This is a genomic window from Paenibacillus sp. EB106-04-04-XG159 (assembly GCF_058791835.1).
On sequence record NZ_JBYTDY010000013.1, the window covers coordinates 81029 to 102119 of the forward strand.

The following is a 21091-nucleotide window of genomic DNA, read 5'->3' on the forward strand; positions in this document are numbered from 1 at the left end:
TTAGGAGGTGTAGTGGAAATGGCAGTTATTTCCATGAAACAGCTTTTGGAAGCAGGGGTACACTTCGGTCACCAGACTCGTCGTTGGAACCCAAAGATGGACAAATATATCTTCACAGAACGTAACGGCATTTACATTATTGACTTGCAGAAGACAGTTAAGAAAGTTGAAGAAGCTTACAACTTTGTTAAGTCGGTCGCTGAAGAAGGCGGCACAATTCTGTTTGTTGGTACTAAGAAGCAAGCTCAAGATTCCGTTAAGGAAGAAGCAGAGCGCGCTGGTCAATACTTCATCAACCAACGTTGGTTGGGTGGTACATTGACTAACTTCCAAACAATCCAAAAGCGTATCGATCGCTTGAAGCAATTGGAGAAGATGGAAGAGGACGGAACTTTCGCTGTTCTTCCTAAGAAAGAAGTTATCATTCTCCGCAAAGAGATGGAGCGTCTTGAGAAGTTCTTGGGCGGTATCAAGAACATGAAGGGATTGCCAAGCGCATTGTTTATTATCGATCCTCGCAAAGAGCGCATTGCAGTTGCAGAAGCTCGCAAATTGGGTATCCCAATCGTTGGTATCGTTGACACGAACTGCGATCCGGATGAAATCGACTACGTTATCCCTGGTAACGACGATGCAATTCGCGCTGTTAAATTGTTGACTGCTAAGATGGCTGACGCTATGATCGAAGCTAACCAAGGCGAACAAACAACAGCTTAATTATCCAAATTGGATGAACAAAAGGGTGGCAGGCAGGTGATTCACCTCTCTCCACCCTTTTTTTGAACGTTAACTATTCATGCCCGCGATACATACGTGAGGCGGAATCTTGATTCGGAGGGAATATACAATGGCAGTTAATGCAAGTGCAGTTAAAGAATTGCGTGAAAAAACAGGCGCAGGTATGCTCGATTGTAAAAAAGCTTTGGAAGCAGCAGACGGTAACCTGGAGAAAGCAATCGAAGTTCTTCGTGAAAAAGGTCTTGCTGCAGCAGCTAATAAAGCTGGTCGTATCGCTACAGAAGGTGCAGTTGAATCCTATATCCACGCTGGCGGACGCATCGGTGTACTCGTTGAGATCAACTGCGAAACTGACTTCGTAGCGAAGACTGATCAATTCAAAGAATTTGCTCGTGACATCGCAATGCATATCGCAGCATCTTCTCCGAAGTATGTACGTCGTGAAGAAGTGCCTGCTGACGAAATCGAGAAAGAGAAAGAAATTCTAAAGGCTCAAGCTCTTAACGAAGGCAAGCCAGAAAAAATCGTTGAGAAAATGGTTGAAGGCCGCATCAGTAAATACTATGAAGAGTTCTGCTTGTTGGAGCAATCCTTCATTAAAGACCCAGACAAAACAATCGAAACTCTTGTTAAAGAAAAGATTTCGACAATTGGTGAAAACATCTCGATCCGTCGTTTCGTTCGCTATGAACTGGGCGAAGGCATGGAGAAAAAACAAGATAACTTTGTTGAAGAGGTTATGGCGCAAGCAAAAATGTAATCCTGCATACTGCGGATTGCGTGGATAGGAATGCCAAACGGCTATCAACAAACGCACTAAAAAAGTCGGAACACTTGGTGTTCCTTCTTTTTTAGATGTCGAGATGGAAAGTGGAGGGTATACATTGGAACAACCGGTTTATAAACGCATCGTATTAAAAGTTAGCGGAGAGTCGTTGTCAGGTCAAGCTGGATACGGCATTGAATCTGAAATGATCAATTCCATCGCGGAGCAAGTCAAAGAAGTCGTGGACCTCGGGGTAGAAGTAGCAATTGTATGCGGCGGAGGCAATATTTGGCGTGGAATCGCAGGAAGCGAAAAAGGGATTGACCGTGGAACGGCTGACTACATGGGAATGCTCGCTACAGTAATGAACTCGCTAGCCTTGCAAGATGCGCTCGAACAAATCGGCGTACCTACACGCGTTCAAACTTCGATTGCCATGCAGCAAATTGCTGAACCGTATATTCGACGCCGCGCGATTCGTCACCTTGAGAAAGGAAGAGTTGTTATCTTTGCGGCTGGTACGGGCAACCCGTTCTTCTCGACGGATACGACTGCAGCATTGCGTGCTGCTGAGATCGAAGCTGATGTTATCTTAATGGCGAAAAACAAAGTGGATGGCGTGTACTCAGCGGATCCGTTTAAGGACGCTAGTGCAGAGAAGTTCGAGAACTTGACGTATCTTGAAGTGTTGAATCGCAATCTCGGAGTAATGGATTCAACCGCAACATCCTTGTGCATGGATAACAATATTTCACTTGTCGTGTTTGCGATAACGGAACAAGGCAATATCAAACGAGTCGTACTCGGTGAGAAGATCGGAACAACAGTTAAAGGGAGTGTAGACTAATGCCTCAATCGATTAAGAAACATGCGGAAGAGCGGATGGAGAAAGCAGTCAGCGCTCTGAAACGCGAACTAGCGACACTTCGTGCAGGACGCGCTTCAGCTGCATTGCTTGACCGTATTCAAGTTGAATATTACGGTGCAATGACTCCAGTTAATCAATTAGCTAATATTAGTACACCTGACCCTCGCACATTGATTATTCAGCCTTGGGACAAATCCTCAATGTCTGAAATCGAGCGGGCGATCATGAAATCAGATCTTGGATTGACACCGGCAAATGACGGTTCTATCATTCGTCTAACTGTTCCTGCACTAACGGAAGAGCGCCGTATTGAATTGGTAAAGCAAACAAAGAAATATGGCGAAGAAGCTAAAGTAGCTGTTCGCAACATTCGTCGTGATGCTAACGACGATGTGAAGAAGCTTGAGAAAACGGATATTTCCGAAGATGAATCACGTCGTCACCAAGAAGACATTCAAAAGACTACAGATAAGTATATTGCTGAAGTTGAGAAAGTATTGGCAGGTAAAGAAAAGGAAATTATGGAAGTATAGAGTTTGACTAGCTTCAAAGATGATTACCCCTCCGTACGGTGGGGTTTGTTGTCTTTTTATTGAATATGGCGGAATCGGAAATAATAAGCTTCTTCAGAAGTTTTTCTTATCACCGGGTTGGAGGAGACCTAATGATTAAGCGAATCCAAAAATGGTTGAGACCAAGTGAGCTCAAGACAGATTCAGCTCCTTTGTCGCTAAACAATATTCCTAAGCACGTAGCCATTATTATGGACGGCAATGGACGTTGGGCCAAAACACGTGGACTGCCTCGAGTAGCGGGGCATCATAATGGCATGAAGGCAGTGAAGCGTGTAACGATCGCAGCTAATGAGCTCGGGATAAAAGTGTTAACTATGTATGCTTTCTCAACTGAAAATTGGACGAGGCCTAAGGAAGAAGTTGACTTCTTAATGAAGCTGCCGCAGCAGTTTCTAGCGATTGAGCTGGATGACCTTATAGCGAACAATGTGCAAGTCCGTATGATGGGATATCGTGACCAGCTTCCTTCCCATACCTTAGTTGCTTTGGAAGAAGCGATTGAGAAGACGAAACATAATACAGGACTAATATTGAACTTTGCTCTGAACTATGGTGGTCAACGAGAAATAGTGGAAAGTGTTCGTGCTGTTGCTCAGGATGTCCAAGCAGGCAAGCTCCAGCTGGAGGACATTAATGAAGAGACAATTGAATCTAAGCTTCTGTCCAGCGGTTTGCCTAATCCAGATCTTCTGATTCGAACAAGCGGTGAATTGCGTTTGAGCAACTTTATGCTCTGGCAGCTCGCTTACAGTGAACTGTGGTTTTCCGACATCTATTGGCCGGAATTCAACGAAAGCCATCTAAGGGAAGCGGTAGCCGAATATCAGCGCAGAACGCGTAGATATGGCGGATTACAATAAGTTGGAGGATAAGTCTTTATGAAACAGCGCATCATCACGGGTGTAATTGCAGGATCGCTCTTTGCCGTCCTCGTCTATATCGGCAAATGGCCATACGAGGCGCTGCTGATTGCTTTATCTCTAATCGGATACTTTGAATTTGTCCGTATGCATCACAGCCGAACATTTGACGTTGCTTCCATATTGGGTTATTTGATCATCCTGTTATTAACTGTACCTTGGCAGAATTGGGGAATTACGACCGAGCTGTCTTTTGAAGCGGTTGTGTGGTTCACCATGTTTGCGTTCTTATGTGTAACGGTATTGTCGAAGAATGTCGTGCCTATTCAGAAAGCTTCCGTTCTATGGCTAGGAGCTTTCTATATTGGCGTCGGTTTCAAATATATGATCATCACTCGTAATTCAATGGAAGATGGCCTTACTTGGACCATAATTTTATTCGCCGCAATATGGGCTTCTGACATTGGAGCTTATTTTACCGGACGAGCTATCGGCAAGCATAAGCTGTGGCCGTCAATCAGTCCGAACAAAACGATTGAAGGCGCGATCGGCGGAGTAGCCGCATCTATTGTGGTTGTGCTTATCGCGATGCTGATCTGCCCAGATCTGTTATCTATATCGAAAAGCCTAGGTATAGGCTTATCTGCGGCTGTGTTTGGGCAGATGGGTGACTTGATTCAATCTGCTTATAAACGGGTATGCGGAGTGAAGGATTCGGGAACCTTGCTTCCTGGACACGGTGGCGTGCTTGATCGCTGCGACAGCTGGCTGATCGTATTTCCGTTCGTGCACTTGATTGGCCTTCTTACTCTGTAGCCCTTATCTTGGGATAGAAGAGGTGCAAGGATGAAACGGATCTCCGTATTAGGTTCGACAGGTTCGATTGGTACACAAACATTAGATGTCGTGACCCATCATCCTGATCAATTTGAAATCGTTGCAATTGCTGCAGGCCGCAATACAGACCTGCTCATTAAACAAGCTAACCAATTCCGGCCAAAAGTCGTGTCGGTAGCTGATCGTGAAACAGCTGACGTTGTGCGTGATGCATTGCCTGCGGGAACTAGACTTGTATATGGTGACGAAGGGCTTATTGAAGCAGCTACATATGATGAAGCGGATTATGTGGTAACAGCCGTCGTTGGCAGTGTCGGATTGAAATCAACCCTTGCCGCAATTGAAAAAGGGAAAACGATCGGAATTGCGAACAAAGAAACTCTCGTAACTGCCGGACATCTTGTTACAGCCGCTGCTAATAAGCATCATGTTAAGCTTATGCCGATCGATAGCGAACATTCCGCTATCTTTCAATGTCTGAATGGAGAACCGCAGCGTGCTGTTCATTCGATCACGCTAACCGCCTCCGGAGGCAGCTTTCGTGATCTGACTCGTGAACAGCTGCACGGAGTAACAGTAGAACAGGCGTTGAAGCACCCGAACTGGTCCATGGGACAAAAGATCACGATTGATTCTGCGACGATGGCTAATAAAGGTCTTGAGATCATCGAAGCACATTGGCTGTATAATCTTCCTTATGATCAGATTCATGTACTGATTCATCCGGAAAGCATCATACATTCCTATGTCGAGTATGTGGACGGCTCTATCATTGCACAGTTAGGTATGCCGGATATGCGTGTGCCGATTCAGTATGCGATGACATATCCAGAGCGTTTAGACTGTCCTGCTCCGCGTCTTAATTTAGCGCAGGTTTCCAAGCTTCATTTCCGTGAAATGGACTTGCAGCGTTACCCGATGGTGCGATTTGCTTATGAGAGCGGTCGTGCAGGCGGTTCTGCTACAACTGTATTTAATGCTGCCAATGAAGTAGCGGTAGCGCGTTTCTTAAACGGACAGATTTCATTTCTTGATATTGAGCGTATCGTTGAAACGGCACTTAGCCGCCATCAGGTGCTTCAAGCCCCTGACTTGGCAACAATAGAAGAAGTGGACCGTGAAACGCGGCGATTTGCATCTTCGTTCTCGCACTAATGATATAGATTGAGACCTTTCGTTTGTAGAACGAGGTTCACTTGTGCAGGGTGCGTTAATAATGTTAATGTATAAGACATACAGTGAACCAAGAACGTAAAGGGGGATGCTACGCTGTGCAAATGGTACAAGTCGTTTTTCTATCCATACTCGTATTCTTTGTCATCGTGACAATTCACGAGTGGGGCCATTTTATATTTGCTAAACGTGCGGGCATTCTCGTCCGAGAGTTCGCCATCGGCTTTGGGCCGAAGGTATTCGCATATACTCGCAATGAGACTAAGTACACGCTGCGACTGCTGCCGATCGGCGGGTACGTACGAATGGCCGGAGAAGATCCGGAGGTCGTCAATATTCAGCCTGGTCAGACAATAGCAGTTCGTTTGAATGAGAACGCCGTATCTAAGCTGTATCTTGACCAACTCGACCTGCGGAAGAATGTGATTCGCGGCGAGGTAGTTTCGATTGATCTGGAACATGACCTGCATGTGACTTTGCTCGTTGAGGAAGAAGAGTTCGAGTATAAAGTGATGCCGAACGCGATGATGATCGTTAAGGGTGATGAAGTTCAGATCGCCCCTTACAATCGACAGTTTGGAAGCAAGACTGTCGGTCAGCGCGCGCTGTCAATCGTCGCAGGTCCGGTAATGAACTTTATATTAGCTTTCTTTTTATTCATGGGTTATATTCAGATGACGGGCATTCAGGTAGAGAACCCTACCTTCGTGAAGATCGACCAGATTACAGCTGAGATGCCCGCTGAGAATGCTGGTCTGAAGAAGGATGACATCATCGAGACCGTCAATGGCGTAGCCATTGGAGGCGATCGCGACAAGCTGATCAAGATGATAGCAGAGTCCGAGGGCAAGGAAATGACGTGGACGGTATCGCGAGACGGGAATCCGTTTCAGGTGAAGCTGACGCCTGTCAAGATGGAAGGTCAAGAAGGCGGGAAGGTCGGTATAGTCCCTGTCCTGCCGACGAGAACTGCCACGTTTGCAGAAACCTTGGAGTACTCCGGCAAAGCAATGGTCAACATGACCAAGAACATATTTGAAGGGTTCCGAATGCTAATATTCGGTCAATTTACTCTGGATGATCTAGGTGGTCCAGTACGTACATTTGAAGTTACGGGACAGTTCGCGAAGCAGGGCATTGATCAGCTCACGCTGTGGACGGCAGTGCTCAGCCTTTACTTGGGGATATTCAACCTTCTGCCTATTCCAGCGTTGGATGGCAGCAGACTAGTATTCCTCGGCATTGAAGCTATGCGAGGCAAGCCGATCGATCCGAATCGTGAAAGCATCGTTCACTTTATTGGCTTCGCCATGCTGATGCTGCTCATGTTAGCTGTTACGTACAATGATATATTGCGATTAGTTAGAGGATAATAATGTTAAGGGTGCTCGACCTGAATTAACATCATGAGCATCTTATTCACGGGAGGAACATGTCCGTTATGTCGAAGGAGAAACAATTTGTTACGGAAATAACACCGCAGCAAGAAGATTTTTCGCGCTGGTACATCGATGTCATCAAGAAAGCAGACTTGATGGATTATTCGCCAGTCCGCGGCTGTATCGTCTTTAAGCCTGACGGTTTTGAGATCTGGGATCATATTCGCGAAGAACTGGACCGTCGATTCAAGGAAACGGGACACCGCAACGCGTATTTCCCACTGTTCATTCCAGAGAGCTTTTTCCAGAAAGAGAAAGAGCATGTTGAAGGATTTAACCCTGAGCTTCCTTGGGTAACAGAAGCAGGCGGCGAGAAGCTTGAAGAGCGTCTTGCCATTCGTCCTACTTCTGAAACGATGATCGGCCATATGTATTCGAAGTGGATCCAATCCTATCGTGACTTGCCGCTGCTGATCAACCAATGGGCTAACGTTGTTCGTTGGGAAAAACGCACGCTGCCTTTCTTGCGCACAAGCGAGTTCTTATGGCAAGAGGGACATACTGCTCATGAAACGGAAGAGGAAGCACGTCAAGAGACGATGCAGATGCTGGAGATCTATCGAGATTTCGTTGAGAACTATTTGGCGATTCCAGTCATCGTTGGACAGAAGACGCCTTCTGAGAAATTTGCCGGCGCTGTCGACACCTATTCCATTGAAGCGATGATGAAGGATGGACGTGCCGTACAAGCAGGTACTTCTCATTATCTGGGTACGAACTTTGCTGTCGCTTTCGATATTCAATTCCTTGGACGTGAGAACACACAAGAGTATGCACATACGACTTCATGGGGAGTAAGCACACGACTGATCGGTTCCTTGATCATGGTTCATGGGGACGATCGCGGACTTGTGCTTCCACCTAAAGTCGCTCCAACACAAGTCATTATGATTCCGATCGGTCCTGCGAAGATGCGTGACCAGGTTGTTGGCCGAGCGAACGAGCTGTACGCTGAGCTGAAAGCTGCTGGAGTCCGCGTTCGTATGGATGATCGTTCTGATATGAGCCCAGGTTGGAAATTCAACGAATATGAGATGCGCGGTGTTCCAGTCCGTCTTGAGATTGGTCCACGCGATATGGAAAATGGCGTATGCGTACTCGTCTCCCGTGTCAGCGGTGAGAAGCGCATCGTACAGCAAGCGAATCTGGCGGAAGAAGTGAAGCAGATGCTCGCTGATGTTCACCAGGAGATGTTTGATCGCGCGCTTGAATTCCGCAACACTCATTATTATTCGGTTGATACCATCGATGAGATGAAAGCACAGATGGAAGATAAACGCGGATTCACACTTGCAGGCTGGTGCGGATCTCTTGCATGCGAGAAGCATGTCAAGGATGAAACAGGCGCAACGAGCCGCAACATTCCATTTGAGCCAAGCGAGAAGAAGCATACATGCCTCGTGTGTGGTGAAGAAGCGAAGCATACGGTTGTATTTGCGCGAGCTTACTAATCAACAGAGGGATTAAGATAGGCAGTGAATAGGCTTTCGATGTGGGAAGTTGAACGGACATCCGTACGATAACTCGACAGACGGAAGCCTTTTCTTTCGCCTTTAACGTCGCTATATGCAAGATAGTTATGGATTACGATATCATCGTTATAAATGTCATCAGGAGAGGTGTTGAGCAATGACGGATAAGAGACAGCGCTTTGAGCTGCTTCTCAAGCAGGTTGATTTGCCGGGAGAATTTGTCCAGCAATTCTTTCATGACGGATGGATCGAACGTGTTGAAACGAGTCGAACGAATCGAGAGTGGACTATATATATTACGAAACCGTCCGTAGTTCCGTCAGAGGCTTATCGAACCTTTTGTCTGAAAGTACAAGATAAGATGTCGCATATCGCCAAGATACGCATCATTTTTCAATATGAAGATTCTGTTGCTTATCAAGAGATTGTCGAAGCCTATTGGGGCTTGTTTATTGAATGGGCGAAGCGTGAAGTGGCGTCGGTCAATGGTTGGCTGAGCCGCGCGCTGCTTGAGATTGAAGGCGACCTTGTCATATTGTCCCTGACGGATCAGATGTCACTGGAACTCGCTAAGAAGAAGCAGATTGATGAGATGGTCAAGCAATTTTTCATGACGTACTTCTCAAGAACCGTTTGTGTCCAATTGAAGCTAGGCAATGATACGGAAGCAGTCGAAGCCTTTCAGGCGAAGCTGGTGGCGGAAGAGAGAGAGGCTGTATCCAAGCTGATGGAAGAGGCTGAGCGCGCTGCAGCGGAGCAGGCGGCGGTCGAGGCTGGAGAGATTCCAGAGAAGCTGCAATTCGGATATGAGATCAAGGATAATCCAACTCCGATCATGGATGTGCAGGATGAGGAGAAGCGAGTAACGCTTCAGGGTACCGTATTCGGACTAGAGGTTAAGGAGCTGCGAAACGGCAGTACGCTGTATACGTTCAATGTAACGGACTTCTCGGATTCGATGTTGATTAAGATGTTTGCCAAGACGAAGGATGACGTACTTCGTTTAAACCTGATTGCGAATGGAAAATGGATAAGAGTTCGCGGTCGCGTCGAATATGACCGCTTTATGCAGATTCCCGAGCTTGCAATGATTGCTTCCGACATTATGGAAGTGACGGCGCCGCCAGAGCGGCAGGACAATGCGGCTGATAAGCGGGTAGAATTCCATCTTCACACGGCAATGAGCACGATGGATGCTGTTACATCCATAAGCGATTATGTGAAGCAAGCTGCAAAATGGGGACATAAAGCGATTGCCATCACGGATCACTCTAACGTACATTGTTATCCAGAAGCAGCCAAAGCAGGCAAGAAGCATGGAATGAAGATTATATACGGTCTAGAAGCCAATGTAATTAATGATGATACTCAGGTTGTGCTCAATCCAGAACCTCGCAATCTGAAGGAAGCGACTTATGTCGTATTCGATATCGAGACCACGGGCTTGTCCGTTTCCAGCAACAAGATTATTGAGCTTGCGGCGGTCAAGATGCAGGATGGAAAAGAAATCGACCGCTACGCTTCATTCGTCGACCCGCATGTACGAATTCCTTACAACATTCAGCAGTTAACGAATATAACGGATGAGATGGTGCAGGGTGCCCCTGAGGTTGACGAGGTGCTGAAGCGATTCGTGGAGTTTACAGGCGATGCGATCATTGTTGCGCACAACGCGCGCTTCGATATGGGCTTCGTGCAGCACAACTTGAAGAAGCTGGGCATGCCGGAAATGACTAATCCGGTTCTGGATACATTGGAGTTTGCTAGATTGCTTCACCCAACGATGAAAAATCACCGTCTGAACACAATGGCGGATAAATACAAAGTATCACTTGAAAGCCATCACCGCGCGATTGACGATACGATCGCGTTGGCAGGTATTTTGCTGGGCTTAATTAACGATGCTTATCAGATTAAAGCGATCGAGATGCTGGATCGGCTGAATGATTACGTAGGACAGAATTTGTTCAACACTCGACCTTTCCATTGCGGTATCTATGCGCTGAACGCGGTAGGCAAGAAGAACCTATATAAGCTGATATCGATGTCGCATACAGAATACTATAACCGTGTGGCCTGTATCCCTAAGAGTAAGCTGGTTGAAATGCGTGAAGGCTTGCTCGTCATATCGGGCTGCGAAAAAGGCGAGTTCTTTGAGACGGTATTAAATAAGTCGCAGGAAGAGGCAGAGCAGGTCGCTGAATTCTATGACGTGCTGGAGATTCAACCCATAACGATGTATATGCATCTTGTCGATAAAGGATTAGTTGGTTCTCCTGAGCAGATTCAAGAGGCGCTGCGTAAAGTGGTGGCGATCGGTGATAAACTAGGCAAGACGGTAATCGCGACTGGCAATGTGCATTATTTGAATCCGCGGGACAAGCTGTTCCGTGATATTACGATTCATGGGATCACCGGCTTCAGCCCTTTGAAGGATATTCGCAAGCCTGATGCCCACTTCCGGACGACAACTGAGATGCTGCAGGAATTCCAATTTCTTGGGAAGGAATTGGCACATAAGGTTGTTGTTTCGAATACGAGTGAGCTTGCTGACCGATTCGAAGAAATCAAGCTGTTTCCAAGCGAGTTGTTCACTCCGATTATTGAAGGCGCGGACGAAGAGATTCGCACGAAGTGCTATGAAACGGCGAAGAAGCTATATGGCGATGAGCTTCCAGAGCTCGTAGTTGCTCGACTAGAAAAGGAGCTCGGTCCGATCATCAAGTTCGGCTTCTCTGCCAACTATTTGATATCGGAGCGCTTGGTGAAGAAGTCGAATGAAGACGGCTATCTCGTAGGTTCACGGGGTTCGGTTGGATCCTCAGTAGTCGCAATGTTCCTTGGGATATCCGAGGTTAATCCTCTGCCGCCTCACTATTCTTGCCGCAATGAAAGCTGCAAGCACAACGAATGGTTCACAGACGGCAGTGTTCCGAGCGGCTTCGACCTGCCTGATAAGGAATGTCCGAATTGCGGTACGATATTGAAAGGTGACGGACATGATATTCCGTTCGAAACATTCCTCGGGTTCAAAGGGGATAAGGTTCCCGATATCGATCTTAACTTCTCTGGCGATTATCAACCGCATGCGCATAACTTTACCAAGACTATGTTTGGTGAAAAATGCGTGTATCGAGCGGGGACCATCGGTACGGTTGCGGAGAAAACGGCGTTCGGCTACACGAAGAAGTATGAAGAGGATTATCACAAGAAATGGCGAGGAGCTGAGATCAACCGCCTTGCTGCCGGATGTACTGGCGTCAAGCGAAGCACGGGTCAGCATCCAGGCGGTATCGTCGTCGTTCCAGACTATATTGATGTTGAAGATGTAACACCGGTTCAGTATCCAGCCGATGACCAAACAGCGGAATGGAAGACGACTCACTTCGATTATCATGCCTTCGAAGAGAACCTGCTTAAGCTCGATATACTCGGACACGATGATCCGACGATGATGCGAATGCTGCAGGATCTAACGGGAGTTGATCCGACGACGATCCCGATGAATGATCCGAAAGTCATGAGTATGTTCAACTCGGTTACAGTGCTTGAGGTAACACCCGAGCAGATTCGTACGCCGGTAGCAACCTACGGTGTGCCGGAGATGGGTACACGCTTCGTGCGTCAGATGCTGATTGAAGCGCAGCCGTCCACATTCGCCGATCTCTTGCAAATATCCGGTCTGTCGCACGGAACAGGCGTATGGCTCGGCAACGCGCAGGATCTAATCAAGAACGGCGTCTGTACGATCAAGACCGTTATCGGTTGTCGAGATGAGATTATGCTGTTCCTCATCTATAAAGCGGGAATGGATGCGGGTCTTGCCTTCAAGATCACGGAAAGTGTTCGTAAAGGAAGAGGCTTGCCGCAGGAATGGATTGACGAGATGAAGAACTGTAATGTGCCGCAGTGGTACATTGACTCTTGCTTGAAGATCCAGTACATGTTCCCGAAAGCCCATGCTGCCGCTTATGTTATATCCGCGGTGCGGACGGCTTACTTTAAGCTGTATCATCCGATCGAATTTTACGCGACGTACTTTACGGTCCGTGCGGAGGACTTTGAGATTGATGTGTTATGTAAGGGCTATGAAGCGATCGGCAAGCTGATCGACGAGATCGAAGCGAAGGGCTTCCAAGCAACAACGAAAGAGAAGGGCATGATTGCCATTCTCGAGATGGCTTTGGAAATGACAGCTCGCGGCTACAGCTTCAAGCCGATTGATCTGTACCGCTCTGATGCTACCAAGTTCCTCGTTGACGGCACGTCGCTCCTTCCGCCATTTTCAGCTGTACAAGGAATTGGCGAGAACGCGGCGAAGAATATCGCTGCTTCGCGCGAAGGCGGAGAATACTTGTCAATCGAGGATTTCCAGCAGCGCTCGAAGGCAACGAAGACGATCGTCGAATTGATGACTCAAATGGGCTGCTTCCGCGGTCTTCCAGAGAGTAATCAGCTTTCGTTGTTCTAGCCGAGATCTCGAGCAAGTACTTGCTGGAAAACGATGGATAGGTGCGGGTGTTCGCGTGTTAAGGTTATGCCCTTGCCATTTGTCAACTGGCTGTGATATAATTTTTTGGTAATCATGTGGATACATCCGTTGAGAAAGAGTGGGGAAACCCACTCTTTCATTGTTGCCAACCTAATTTTGCGGTAATGACGGATATGACAATAGATCATGATGAGATTAACCTAACGTATTGGGAGGTACCCCGCTTGAGCAAACCGAGCATTACTTCAATCGTTGAAGAAATGGTAACGCCTTTCCTTGATGAGCATCATTTCGAATTGGTGGATGTAGAGTACGTCAAAGAAGGCAGCAGTTGGTTTTTAAGAGTATTCGTGGATAAGGAAGGCGGCATCGATATTGATGACTGCGGAATTGTTAGCGAGTATCTAAGCCAGAAGCTTGATGAGAATGATCCGATCACGGATGCTTATTTTCTTGAAGTTTCTTCACCAGGTGCTGAAAGACCGCTTAAGAAGGTGGAGGATTATGTTCGCGCAGTCGGCAAGCATGTCTATGTGACTACATATGAACCCATCAACGGTCTGAAAGAGTTCGAAGGTACGCTTGTATCGTTCGACGGTGAAACGGTAAACGTTCGTGTTGGCAATAAAGAGCACGGCCTGCCGTTCAACAAGGTAGCAAGCGCCCGGTTGGCGATTGTATTCTAGATGATTCACTGAAAAATCGAAAAATGATAAGGAAATGAGCCGATATTCGGCTGGAAGGGGGAGCTAAAGACATGAGTATCGATTTTATCGAAGCACTGTCGGAAATCGAGAGAGAAAAAGGGATCGGTAAAGAAATATTGATCGATGCGATTGAGGCCGCATTGATCTCCAGTTACAAACGCAACTTCAACGCAGCGCAAAATGTTCGTGTTGATATCAACCGCGCAACTGGTGTAATAAAAGTATATGCTCGCAAGACTGTCGTGGATGAGGTGATGGACCCTAGGCATGAGATCTCGGTCCAAGCTTCGCGTGAAGTTAACCCGAACTATATGCTGAACGATGTATGCGAAATTGAAGTTACACCGCGTGAATTCGGCCGTATCGCCGCGCAAACGGCGAAGCAGGTTGTCACACAGCGCATTCGTGAGGCGGAGCGCGGACTGATCTATAATGCGTTTATCGACAGATCGGATGATATCGTAAACGGTATCGTTCAGCGTCAGGATCTGCGCAACGTTTACATTGACCTCGGCAAGGTTGAAGCGGTTCTTCCATTGAATGAAATGATGCCGAACGAGAAGTTCAAGCACGGAGATCGTGTGAAAGCATACATTACGAAGGTGGAGAACACGAACAAGGGCCCGCAAATCACGCTTTCACGCACGCACCCGGGATTGCTGAAGCGTCTGTTCGAGCTGGAGGTTCCTGAGATATTTGACGGTGTTGTCGAGATCAAGTCGGTAGCACGCGAAGCGGGGCAGCGTTCGAAGATTGCTGTATACTCGCGCAATGCGGAGGTCGACCCTGTCGGCTCCTGTGTAGGACCTAAGGGCATGCGCGTTCAAACGATTGTGAATGAACTGCGCGGCGAGAAGATCGATATCGTTCGCTGGTCTGAAGATGTGGAAGAGTATGTTGCGAATGCTCTTAGTCCTTCCAAGGTCGTGACAGTTGATGTTCATGAGGAAGAGAAGATGGCACGCGTTATCGTGCCGGACTATCAATTGTCGCTCGCTATCGGTATCAAAGGACAGAATGCTCGTCTTGCTGCCAAGTTAACTGGCTGGAAGATTGATATTAAGAGTGAATCACAAATTGACGAGGAACCGTTGTCCGGAGATTCAGCTGATGACAGCGATCTCGAGTGGGCAAACGAATAATCACCGAGGCGCGGCCAATCTCGTATGATCCGGTCACCTTCCTCGGAAGGATAGATCGAGTCGGAAGGAGGCATAGTCATGAAACCGAGAAAAGTTCCGCTGCGCAAATGTGTAGCATGTCAACAAATGATGCCAAAGAAAGAACTGATCCGTGTCGTGAAGACACCTCAGGACGAAATACTTATTGATCTAACAGGCAAGAAGTCAGGTCGTGGAGCTTATTTATGCGGTAAGCTGACCTGCTTCAAGCTAGCTCACAAATCCAAGGCTCTTGACCGTGCTCTCAAGCATCAAGTGCATTCCGATATATATGAGCAGTTAGCGCAAGACTTCATTCGTGTGGAAGACGAGTTTCTTGCCGGCAAGGAGCGAGAAGATGATCAACAATAAAGCGCTCTCCCAGCTGGGGCTCGCACAGCGCGCAGGCAAACTGGTAACGGGAGACGACATTGTATTTAAGGCTGTACGTAATAAGCAAGCTCATCTCGTGTTCGTAGCCGGCGATGCCTCTGAGAACACGAAGAAGAAGTTTCGCGACAAGTGTCGGACCTACCACGTTCCACTCGTCATCGGATTTACTCGCGATGAGCTTGGCGAAAGCATAGGTAAGCTTGACCGTGTCATCGTCGCTGTGACGGATCATGGTTTTGCGACAATGATGAAGAGCGTGCTTATGACTATGTCGGAGGTGGAGTATATTGAGCAAACAAGAGAAGGACAATAAGGACAAATTAAGAGTTTATGAATATGCTAAGTCAATAAACATGAGCAGTAAAGAAATTATTACGATTCTAAAACGTCTTAGTGTGCCTGTAAACAATCATATGAGTGTAATGGAGAATGATGCTGTGGGTAAAGTAGAGCAATTTTTTAAAGATGTCAAAGCAAATGCACAAGCCAAACGAGAGGTTCAGCCTTCTAAACCTCAAGCACAAGTAAGTCAATCACCAAACGTATCTGCGGAAACACCGAAACAGAACGAACAGCGTGAACAGCGTGAGCCTCGTGAGCAGCGCGCTCCGCGCGAACAAGGTTCGAATTCACGTCCGGAAGGCCAACACAGCGGTAATCGCGACGGCCAACGTCAGGGCCAGGGCGGACAAGGCGGCTACCGCGGCAATCGTGATGGCCAACGTCAAGGCCAGGGCGGACAAGGCGGCTATCGCGGCAATCGCGACAACCAAGGTCCAAGACCGCAGGGTCAAGGTCAAGGTCAAGGTCAAGGTCAAGGTCAAGGTGGCCAAGGACAGGGCGGAGACCGTCCGTATCGTCCGCGCGACAACCAAGGTCCAAGACCACAAGGACAAGGCCAAGGACAAGGACAAGGCGGAGATCGTCCGTACCGTCCACGCGACAACCAAGGTCCAAGACCACAAGGTCAAGGTCCAAGACCGCAAGGTCAAGGTCAAGGCACTCAAGGCCAAGGTGGAGATCGTCCGTACCGTCCACGCGACAACCAAGGTCCAAGACCACAAGGTCAAGGGCAGGGTGGTCAAGGCGGTTACCGCGGCAACCGTGACGGCCAACGTCCTGCTGGTCAAGGCCAAGGCGGTCAAGGCGGCTATGGCGGCAATCGTGGTTCATCCTCGAAGCCTGCTGCTCCAGCACCGGCGCGTTCTGTAGTAGAGAAGCCGCAACCGGCTCGCTTGAACCAGAATCCACGCCCGAACAAATACAATGAAGAAGAGCGCAATGGCGGTCGCGGCGGTAAAGGCCAAGGCGGCAAGCGTTTCGATGATTCACGCAACAATGCACGCGGTGGACGCTTCGGCAAAGGAAGAGGCAAGCAAGGCGGTCGTCCTCAAGAAGTGCGTGAAAAGATTGATAATACACCGAAGAAAGTTATCGTACGTGGTACGATGACAGTTGGTGAAGTGGCGAAGCTTCTCCATAAAGATGCGTCTGAAGTAATCAAGAAATTGTTTATGATGGGCGTTATGGCAACTATTAACCAAGAGCTTGATCTTGATACAATCCAGCTTATTGCGGATGACTACAAGGTTGAGGTTGAACTGAAGCTTCCTGTACAGGAGGATCCGTTCGAAGAGGTTGAAGAAGCTGACGAAGAAACAACGCTTGAGATTCGTCCACCTGTCGTAACGATCATGGGACACGTTGACCATGGTAAGACTACCTTGCTCGACTCGATCCGTAAGACGAACGTTACTGGCGGCGAAGCCGGCGGTATCACACAGCATATCGGTGCGTACCAAGTTGAGATCAACAATAAGAAGATCACGTTCTTGGATACACCGGGTCACGAAGCGTTCACGATGATGCGCGCGCGTGGTGCTCAAGTTACAGATATTACGATTATCGTTGTTGCAGCAGATGACGGCGTTATGCCGCAGACAGTTGAAGCAATCAGCCATGCGAAAGCGGCTGGAGTTCCAATTATCGTTGCCGTTAACAAGATTGATAAACCAGAAGCAAATGCAGATCGCGTTATGCAGGAACTGACAGAGTATGAGCTTGTCCCTGAACAATGGGGCGGCGATACGATCTTCGTTAACGTTTCCGCTAAGCAGCGTATCGGTATTGAAGAACTGCTCGAGATGATTCTGCTCGTGTCTGAAGTGAATGAGTTCAAGGCGAATCCGAACAAACCTGCACGCGGTACGGTTATCGAAGCAGAGTTGGATAAAGGTCGCGGTCCTGTTGCTCGTATCCTCGTACAACAAGGTACATTGCGCGTAGGTGATGCGCTCGTAGCAGGAACATCCTTCGGACGCGTGCGTACGATGGTAAACGATCGCGGACGTCGATTGAAAGAAGCGGGTCCATCTACACCGATCGAGATTACAGGTATGGCTGAAGTGCCGCAAGCAGGCGATCCGTTTATCATATTCGAAGATGAGCGCAAAGCGCGTTCCATCTCGGATAAACGTTCCATCACGCTTCGTCAAAGCCAGCTTGGCTCGAACACTCGCGTGACGTTGGATGATCTGTTCCAGCACATCAAGGATGGCGAGATGAAAGAGCTTAACGTTATTATTAAAGCCGACGTTCAAGGTTCCGCAGAGGCGCTTCGCGGCTCCCTGCAGAAGATTGATGTAGAAGGCGTACGCGTTAAGATCCTACATTCCGGCGTAGGTGCGATTACCGAATCGGATGTTATCTTGGCGACTGCATCCAATGCAATCGTGATCGGTTTCAACGTTCGACCTGATGCTCAAGCGAAGCTTACAGCTGAGCAAGAGAAGGTTGACGTTCGTCTGCACCGTATCATTTACAAGATCGTAGAAGAAATTGAGCAAGCGATGAAGGGTATGCTTGATCCAGAATATAAAGAAGTTATTCTCGGTCACGCTGAAGTTCGCAACTTGTTCAAGATCAACAAGACCTTTATCGCAGGTTGTATGGTTACATCCGGCAAGATTACCCGGAATGCTGAAATACGCATCATTCGCGACAGCATTGTCATCCATGAAGGTAAGCTTGATTCCTTGAAACGATTCAAAGATGATGCTAAAGAAGTGGCTCAAGGCTACGAATGCGGTATCATGATCGATAAGTTTAACGACATGAAAGAAGGCGACGTTATCGAAGCGTTTGTCATGGAAGCTGTTGAACGCAAATAAGTCGCTTTACAGAACTAGAGGTGATTGACATGGCCAAAATTCGTGCAGGGCGTGTTGGAGAGCAGATTAAGAAGGAATTAAGTCAGCTTATCCAAATGGAATTAAAAGATCCTCGTATCGGTTTCTTAACTGTAACCGGAGTAGAAGTCACGAATGATTTATCTATGGCTAAGATCTATTTAAGTGTCTTGGGTGATGATGAAGCGCGCGAGAACTCGCTTAAAGCGTTGGAGAAAGCAAAAGGCTACCTTCGCTCTGAGCTGGGCAAACGCATCATGCTTCGCCACACACCTGAGCTGGTGTTTAAGTTAGATTCATCGATTGAGTATGGAAGTCGAATTGAACGCATCTTAAACGATATACGGGATGGGAATGAACAACATGACCAATAATCCTGGCCACCAAGAAACGAACCATGTAACAGGCAGCGCTGCGCTGCCTGTTACTGGTTCGTTTCCGGCTACATACAGACATGATCTGGATCGCGCATTGCAATTTATCCGCGAGAATGATGATTTTCTCGTCGTTGCTCATGTCCACCCGGATGGTGATGCGATTAGCTCAACACTAGCTATCGGTTGGCTGCTTCGCCATTGGAGCAAGACGTATACGATGATGAATGAGAATCGCATACCTGGAAGGCTTCATTTCTTGCATGATGTGGAATCGGTCATTATTAGCGAACTTGAGCATAAGCCTGAAGATCGTGTATTCAATGCAGTCATTTGTGTGGATTGCGCTGACTACGAGCGAATCGGAAAGATTATGGATCGAGTCGCACCCGATGCTCATATTTTGAATATTGATCATCATCCAACTAACAATCACTACGGTGAAGTTGCGCTGATCAGGGAAGATGCAGCCGCCACAGCAGAAATTCTATTCGATCTATATGAACATGCAGGTATTCAGCTGGATGTTGATGCAGCGACGATACTCTATACTGGATTATTGACGGATACTGGCGGATTCCGTTACAGTAATACGACTCCTCACGTGATGGCTATAGCCTCCAAGCTGCTCGCATATGGCGTGAACGGCAATCTAATCGCTGATCGCCTGTTAGAGCAAATGACGCTAGCACAGATGAAGCTTATACAGCGCGGCTTGTCCCGCCTCACATTTTCCGAAGATAACCGAATATCATGGCTGTGGATCACACCTGAGGATATGCGGGAGACTGGGGCTTTGAATGAGGATCTTGAGGGTTTGGTCAATTATCCGCGCAATGTAGAGGGCGTTGAAGTTGGCATACTATTTAAACAGTTGGAAGAGACACGACTCAAGGTCAGCTTGCGGTCGGGTGAAAAAGTTAATGTAGCGGCAATTGCACAGCATTTTGGCGGGGGCGGCCACATTCGTGCGGCAGGCTGCACACTGTTAAAGCCGTTGGACGAGGCGATAAATGAGGTTATTGAGCAGGTGAAGCAGCATTTATGAGTAAACTTGATGGCGTGCTTCCAGTATGGAAGCCGGAAGGATGGACTTCTCACGACGTCGTAGCTAAGGTACGCGGCATTACGAGAGAACGGAGAATTGGACATACCGGAACACTGGATCCGATGGTTACCGGTGTGCTTCCTTTATGCGTCGGCAGAGCGACTCGAATCGTGGAGTATTTGCAGGAGCTGCCGAAGCAGTATGAGGCGGTGCTGCGTTTCGGTATTGCTACAGATACTGAGGATGCTACGGGCAATGTTATTGCATCGAAGGATGCATCCAGCTTGACGGAAGAGCAGGTGCGCGAAGCTGTTCAGCGATTCATCGGCGAGATCGATCAAGTTCCTCCTATGTATTCAGCGGTAAAAGTCGATGGTAAACGATTATACGAGCTTGCCCGCGAAGGCAAAACCGTAGATCGAAAGGCTCGACGAGTGACCGTTTACGGTATTGAAATATTGGACATGCAATTGGGAACGAGTGAACCAACCGTTCGATTGCGGGTTACCTGCTCGAAAGGGACTTATATCCGTACACTGTGCGTCGATATAGGACAAGCTTTAGATGTTCCTTCGACGATGGAATCGCTAATTCGAACGAAGTCGGCACATTTTGGACAGGAGCAGTGCTATACGTTTGAGCAGATTCAGGAGGCAGCCGCACGCGGCAGTGTGCAGGAGCTCTTAATGCCTGTTGATACGGCTATGTCGTTTTTGCCTGCTGTTACGGTAATGGATTCATTTGCGCATTATGCCATTCAAGGTAAGGGCATTCCATTCCGTGCCTGTTCTTTCCAACCTTTGACGAATCAGTTGTATCGATTGTATGATGAACAGGGAACATTTTACGGGCTATTTGAAGTACCAGAAGGCAGTGCTGCTTTGCGGGCTGTCAAAGTGTTTGCCTCATAAAAACAGGCGATAGGCGCACTTATTGGTTATCTTCAGGGATGACTGGTTGTGCGTCGACCTTGCAACTGAATTTGTGAATGGATTAACATA

The 21091-nt window shown here is 47.8% G+C and carries 18 protein-coding genes; all 18 read left to right on the top strand.

Annotated elements, in window-relative coordinates; genetic code table 11:
* Positions 1 to 18 precede the first annotated feature (18 nt).
* Positions 19 to 717 (top strand): 30S ribosomal protein S2, encoded by a 699-nt coding sequence (rpsB, locus tag AC3WTP_RS16540; protein ID WP_492395738.1) that lies wholly within the window; start codon positions 19 to 21, stop codon positions 715 to 717.
* 130 nt (positions 718 to 847) lie between these two features.
* Positions 848 to 1498, top strand: coding sequence for a translation elongation factor Ts (gene tsf / locus AC3WTP_RS16545; RefSeq protein WP_492395739.1), 651 nt, complete (start codon positions 848 to 850; stop codon positions 1496 to 1498).
* Positions 1499 to 1622: 124 nt separating this feature from the next.
* The gene (gene pyrH / locus AC3WTP_RS16550; RefSeq protein ID WP_458568223.1) at positions 1623 to 2351 is read left to right on the top strand and encodes a UMP kinase; all 729 of its coding nucleotides are present in this window, start codon (positions 1623 to 1625) and stop codon (positions 2349 to 2351) included.
* A complete protein-coding gene (frr, locus tag AC3WTP_RS16555) occupies positions 2351 to 2905 on the top strand; it encodes a ribosome recycling factor (protein ID WP_492395740.1) in 555 nt (184 codons plus the stop codon). Before pyrH ends, frr begins: the two co-directional genes overlap by 1 nt.
* A gap of 131 nt (positions 2906 to 3036) precedes the next feature.
* Positions 3037 to 3807, top strand: coding sequence for an undecaprenyl pyrophosphate synthase (gene uppS / locus AC3WTP_RS16560; RefSeq protein WP_492395741.1), 771 nt, complete (start codon positions 3037 to 3039; stop codon positions 3805 to 3807).
* A gap of 18 nt (positions 3808 to 3825) precedes the next feature.
* The gene (locus AC3WTP_RS16565) at positions 3826 to 4623 is read left to right on the top strand and encodes a phosphatidate cytidylyltransferase (RefSeq protein WP_492395742.1); all 798 of its coding nucleotides are present in this window, start codon (positions 3826 to 3828) and stop codon (positions 4621 to 4623) included.
* A gap of 30 nt (positions 4624 to 4653) precedes the next feature.
* Positions 4654 to 5799 (top strand): 1-deoxy-D-xylulose-5-phosphate reductoisomerase, encoded by a 1146-nt coding sequence (locus tag AC3WTP_RS16570; protein WP_492395743.1) that lies wholly within the window; start codon positions 4654 to 4656, stop codon positions 5797 to 5799.
* A 116-nt stretch (positions 5800 to 5915) separates the two neighbouring features.
* Positions 5916 to 7190: an RIP metalloprotease RseP gene (gene rseP / locus AC3WTP_RS16575; RefSeq protein ID WP_492395744.1), complete on the top strand. Its 1275-nt coding sequence runs from the start codon at positions 5916 to 5918 to the stop codon at positions 7188 to 7190.
* Between the two features lie 68 nt (positions 7191 to 7258).
* Positions 7259 to 8707: a proline--tRNA ligase gene (proS, locus tag AC3WTP_RS16580; RefSeq protein WP_458568217.1), complete on the top strand. Its 1449-nt coding sequence runs from the start codon at positions 7259 to 7261 to the stop codon at positions 8705 to 8707.
* Between the two features lie 178 nt (positions 8708 to 8885).
* A complete protein-coding gene (locus AC3WTP_RS16585) occupies positions 8886 to 13199 on the top strand; it encodes a PolC-type DNA polymerase III (RefSeq protein WP_492395745.1) in 4314 nt (1437 codons plus the stop codon).
* A gap of 245 nt (positions 13200 to 13444) precedes the next feature.
* A complete protein-coding gene (gene rimP, locus AC3WTP_RS16590; RefSeq protein WP_492395746.1) occupies positions 13445 to 13906 on the top strand; it encodes a ribosome maturation factor RimP in 462 nt (153 codons plus the stop codon).
* A gap of 71 nt (positions 13907 to 13977) precedes the next feature.
* Complete coding sequence (gene nusA / locus AC3WTP_RS16595; RefSeq protein WP_492395747.1) at positions 13978 to 15069, top strand: transcription termination factor NusA; 1092 nt, start codon at positions 13978 to 13980, stop codon at positions 15067 to 15069.
* Positions 15070 to 15147: 78 nt separating this feature from the next.
* On the top strand, positions 15148 to 15459 hold the full coding sequence (gene rnpM / locus AC3WTP_RS16600) for an RNase P modulator RnpM (protein WP_492395748.1): 312 nt from the start codon (positions 15148 to 15150) through the stop codon (positions 15457 to 15459).
* Positions 15446 to 15793: a L7Ae/L30e/S12e/Gadd45 family ribosomal protein gene (locus AC3WTP_RS16605; RefSeq protein ID WP_458568212.1), complete on the top strand. Its 348-nt coding sequence runs from the start codon at positions 15446 to 15448 to the stop codon at positions 15791 to 15793. The genes rnpM and AC3WTP_RS16605 overlap by 14 nt, the downstream gene beginning before the upstream one ends.
* Positions 15768 to 18650, top strand: a complete 2883-nt coding sequence (infB, locus tag AC3WTP_RS16610) for a translation initiation factor IF-2 (protein ID WP_492395749.1) — start codon at positions 15768 to 15770, stop codon at positions 18648 to 18650. The genes AC3WTP_RS16605 and infB overlap by 26 nt, the downstream gene beginning before the upstream one ends.
* Before the next feature lie 29 nt (positions 18651 to 18679).
* Positions 18680 to 19042, top strand: a complete 363-nt coding sequence (gene rbfA, locus AC3WTP_RS16615) for a 30S ribosome-binding factor RbfA (protein WP_492395750.1) — start codon at positions 18680 to 18682, stop codon at positions 19040 to 19042.
* Positions 19032 to 20090: a DHH family phosphoesterase gene (locus tag AC3WTP_RS16620; RefSeq protein ID WP_492395751.1), complete on the top strand. Its 1059-nt coding sequence runs from the start codon at positions 19032 to 19034 to the stop codon at positions 20088 to 20090. The genes rbfA and AC3WTP_RS16620 overlap by 11 nt, the downstream gene beginning before the upstream one ends.
* A complete protein-coding gene (gene truB, locus AC3WTP_RS16625; protein ID WP_492395752.1) occupies positions 20087 to 21001 on the top strand; it encodes a tRNA pseudouridine(55) synthase TruB in 915 nt (304 codons plus the stop codon). Before AC3WTP_RS16620 ends, truB begins: the two co-directional genes overlap by 4 nt.
* The last annotated feature ends 90 nt before the right edge of the window (positions 21002 to 21091 follow it).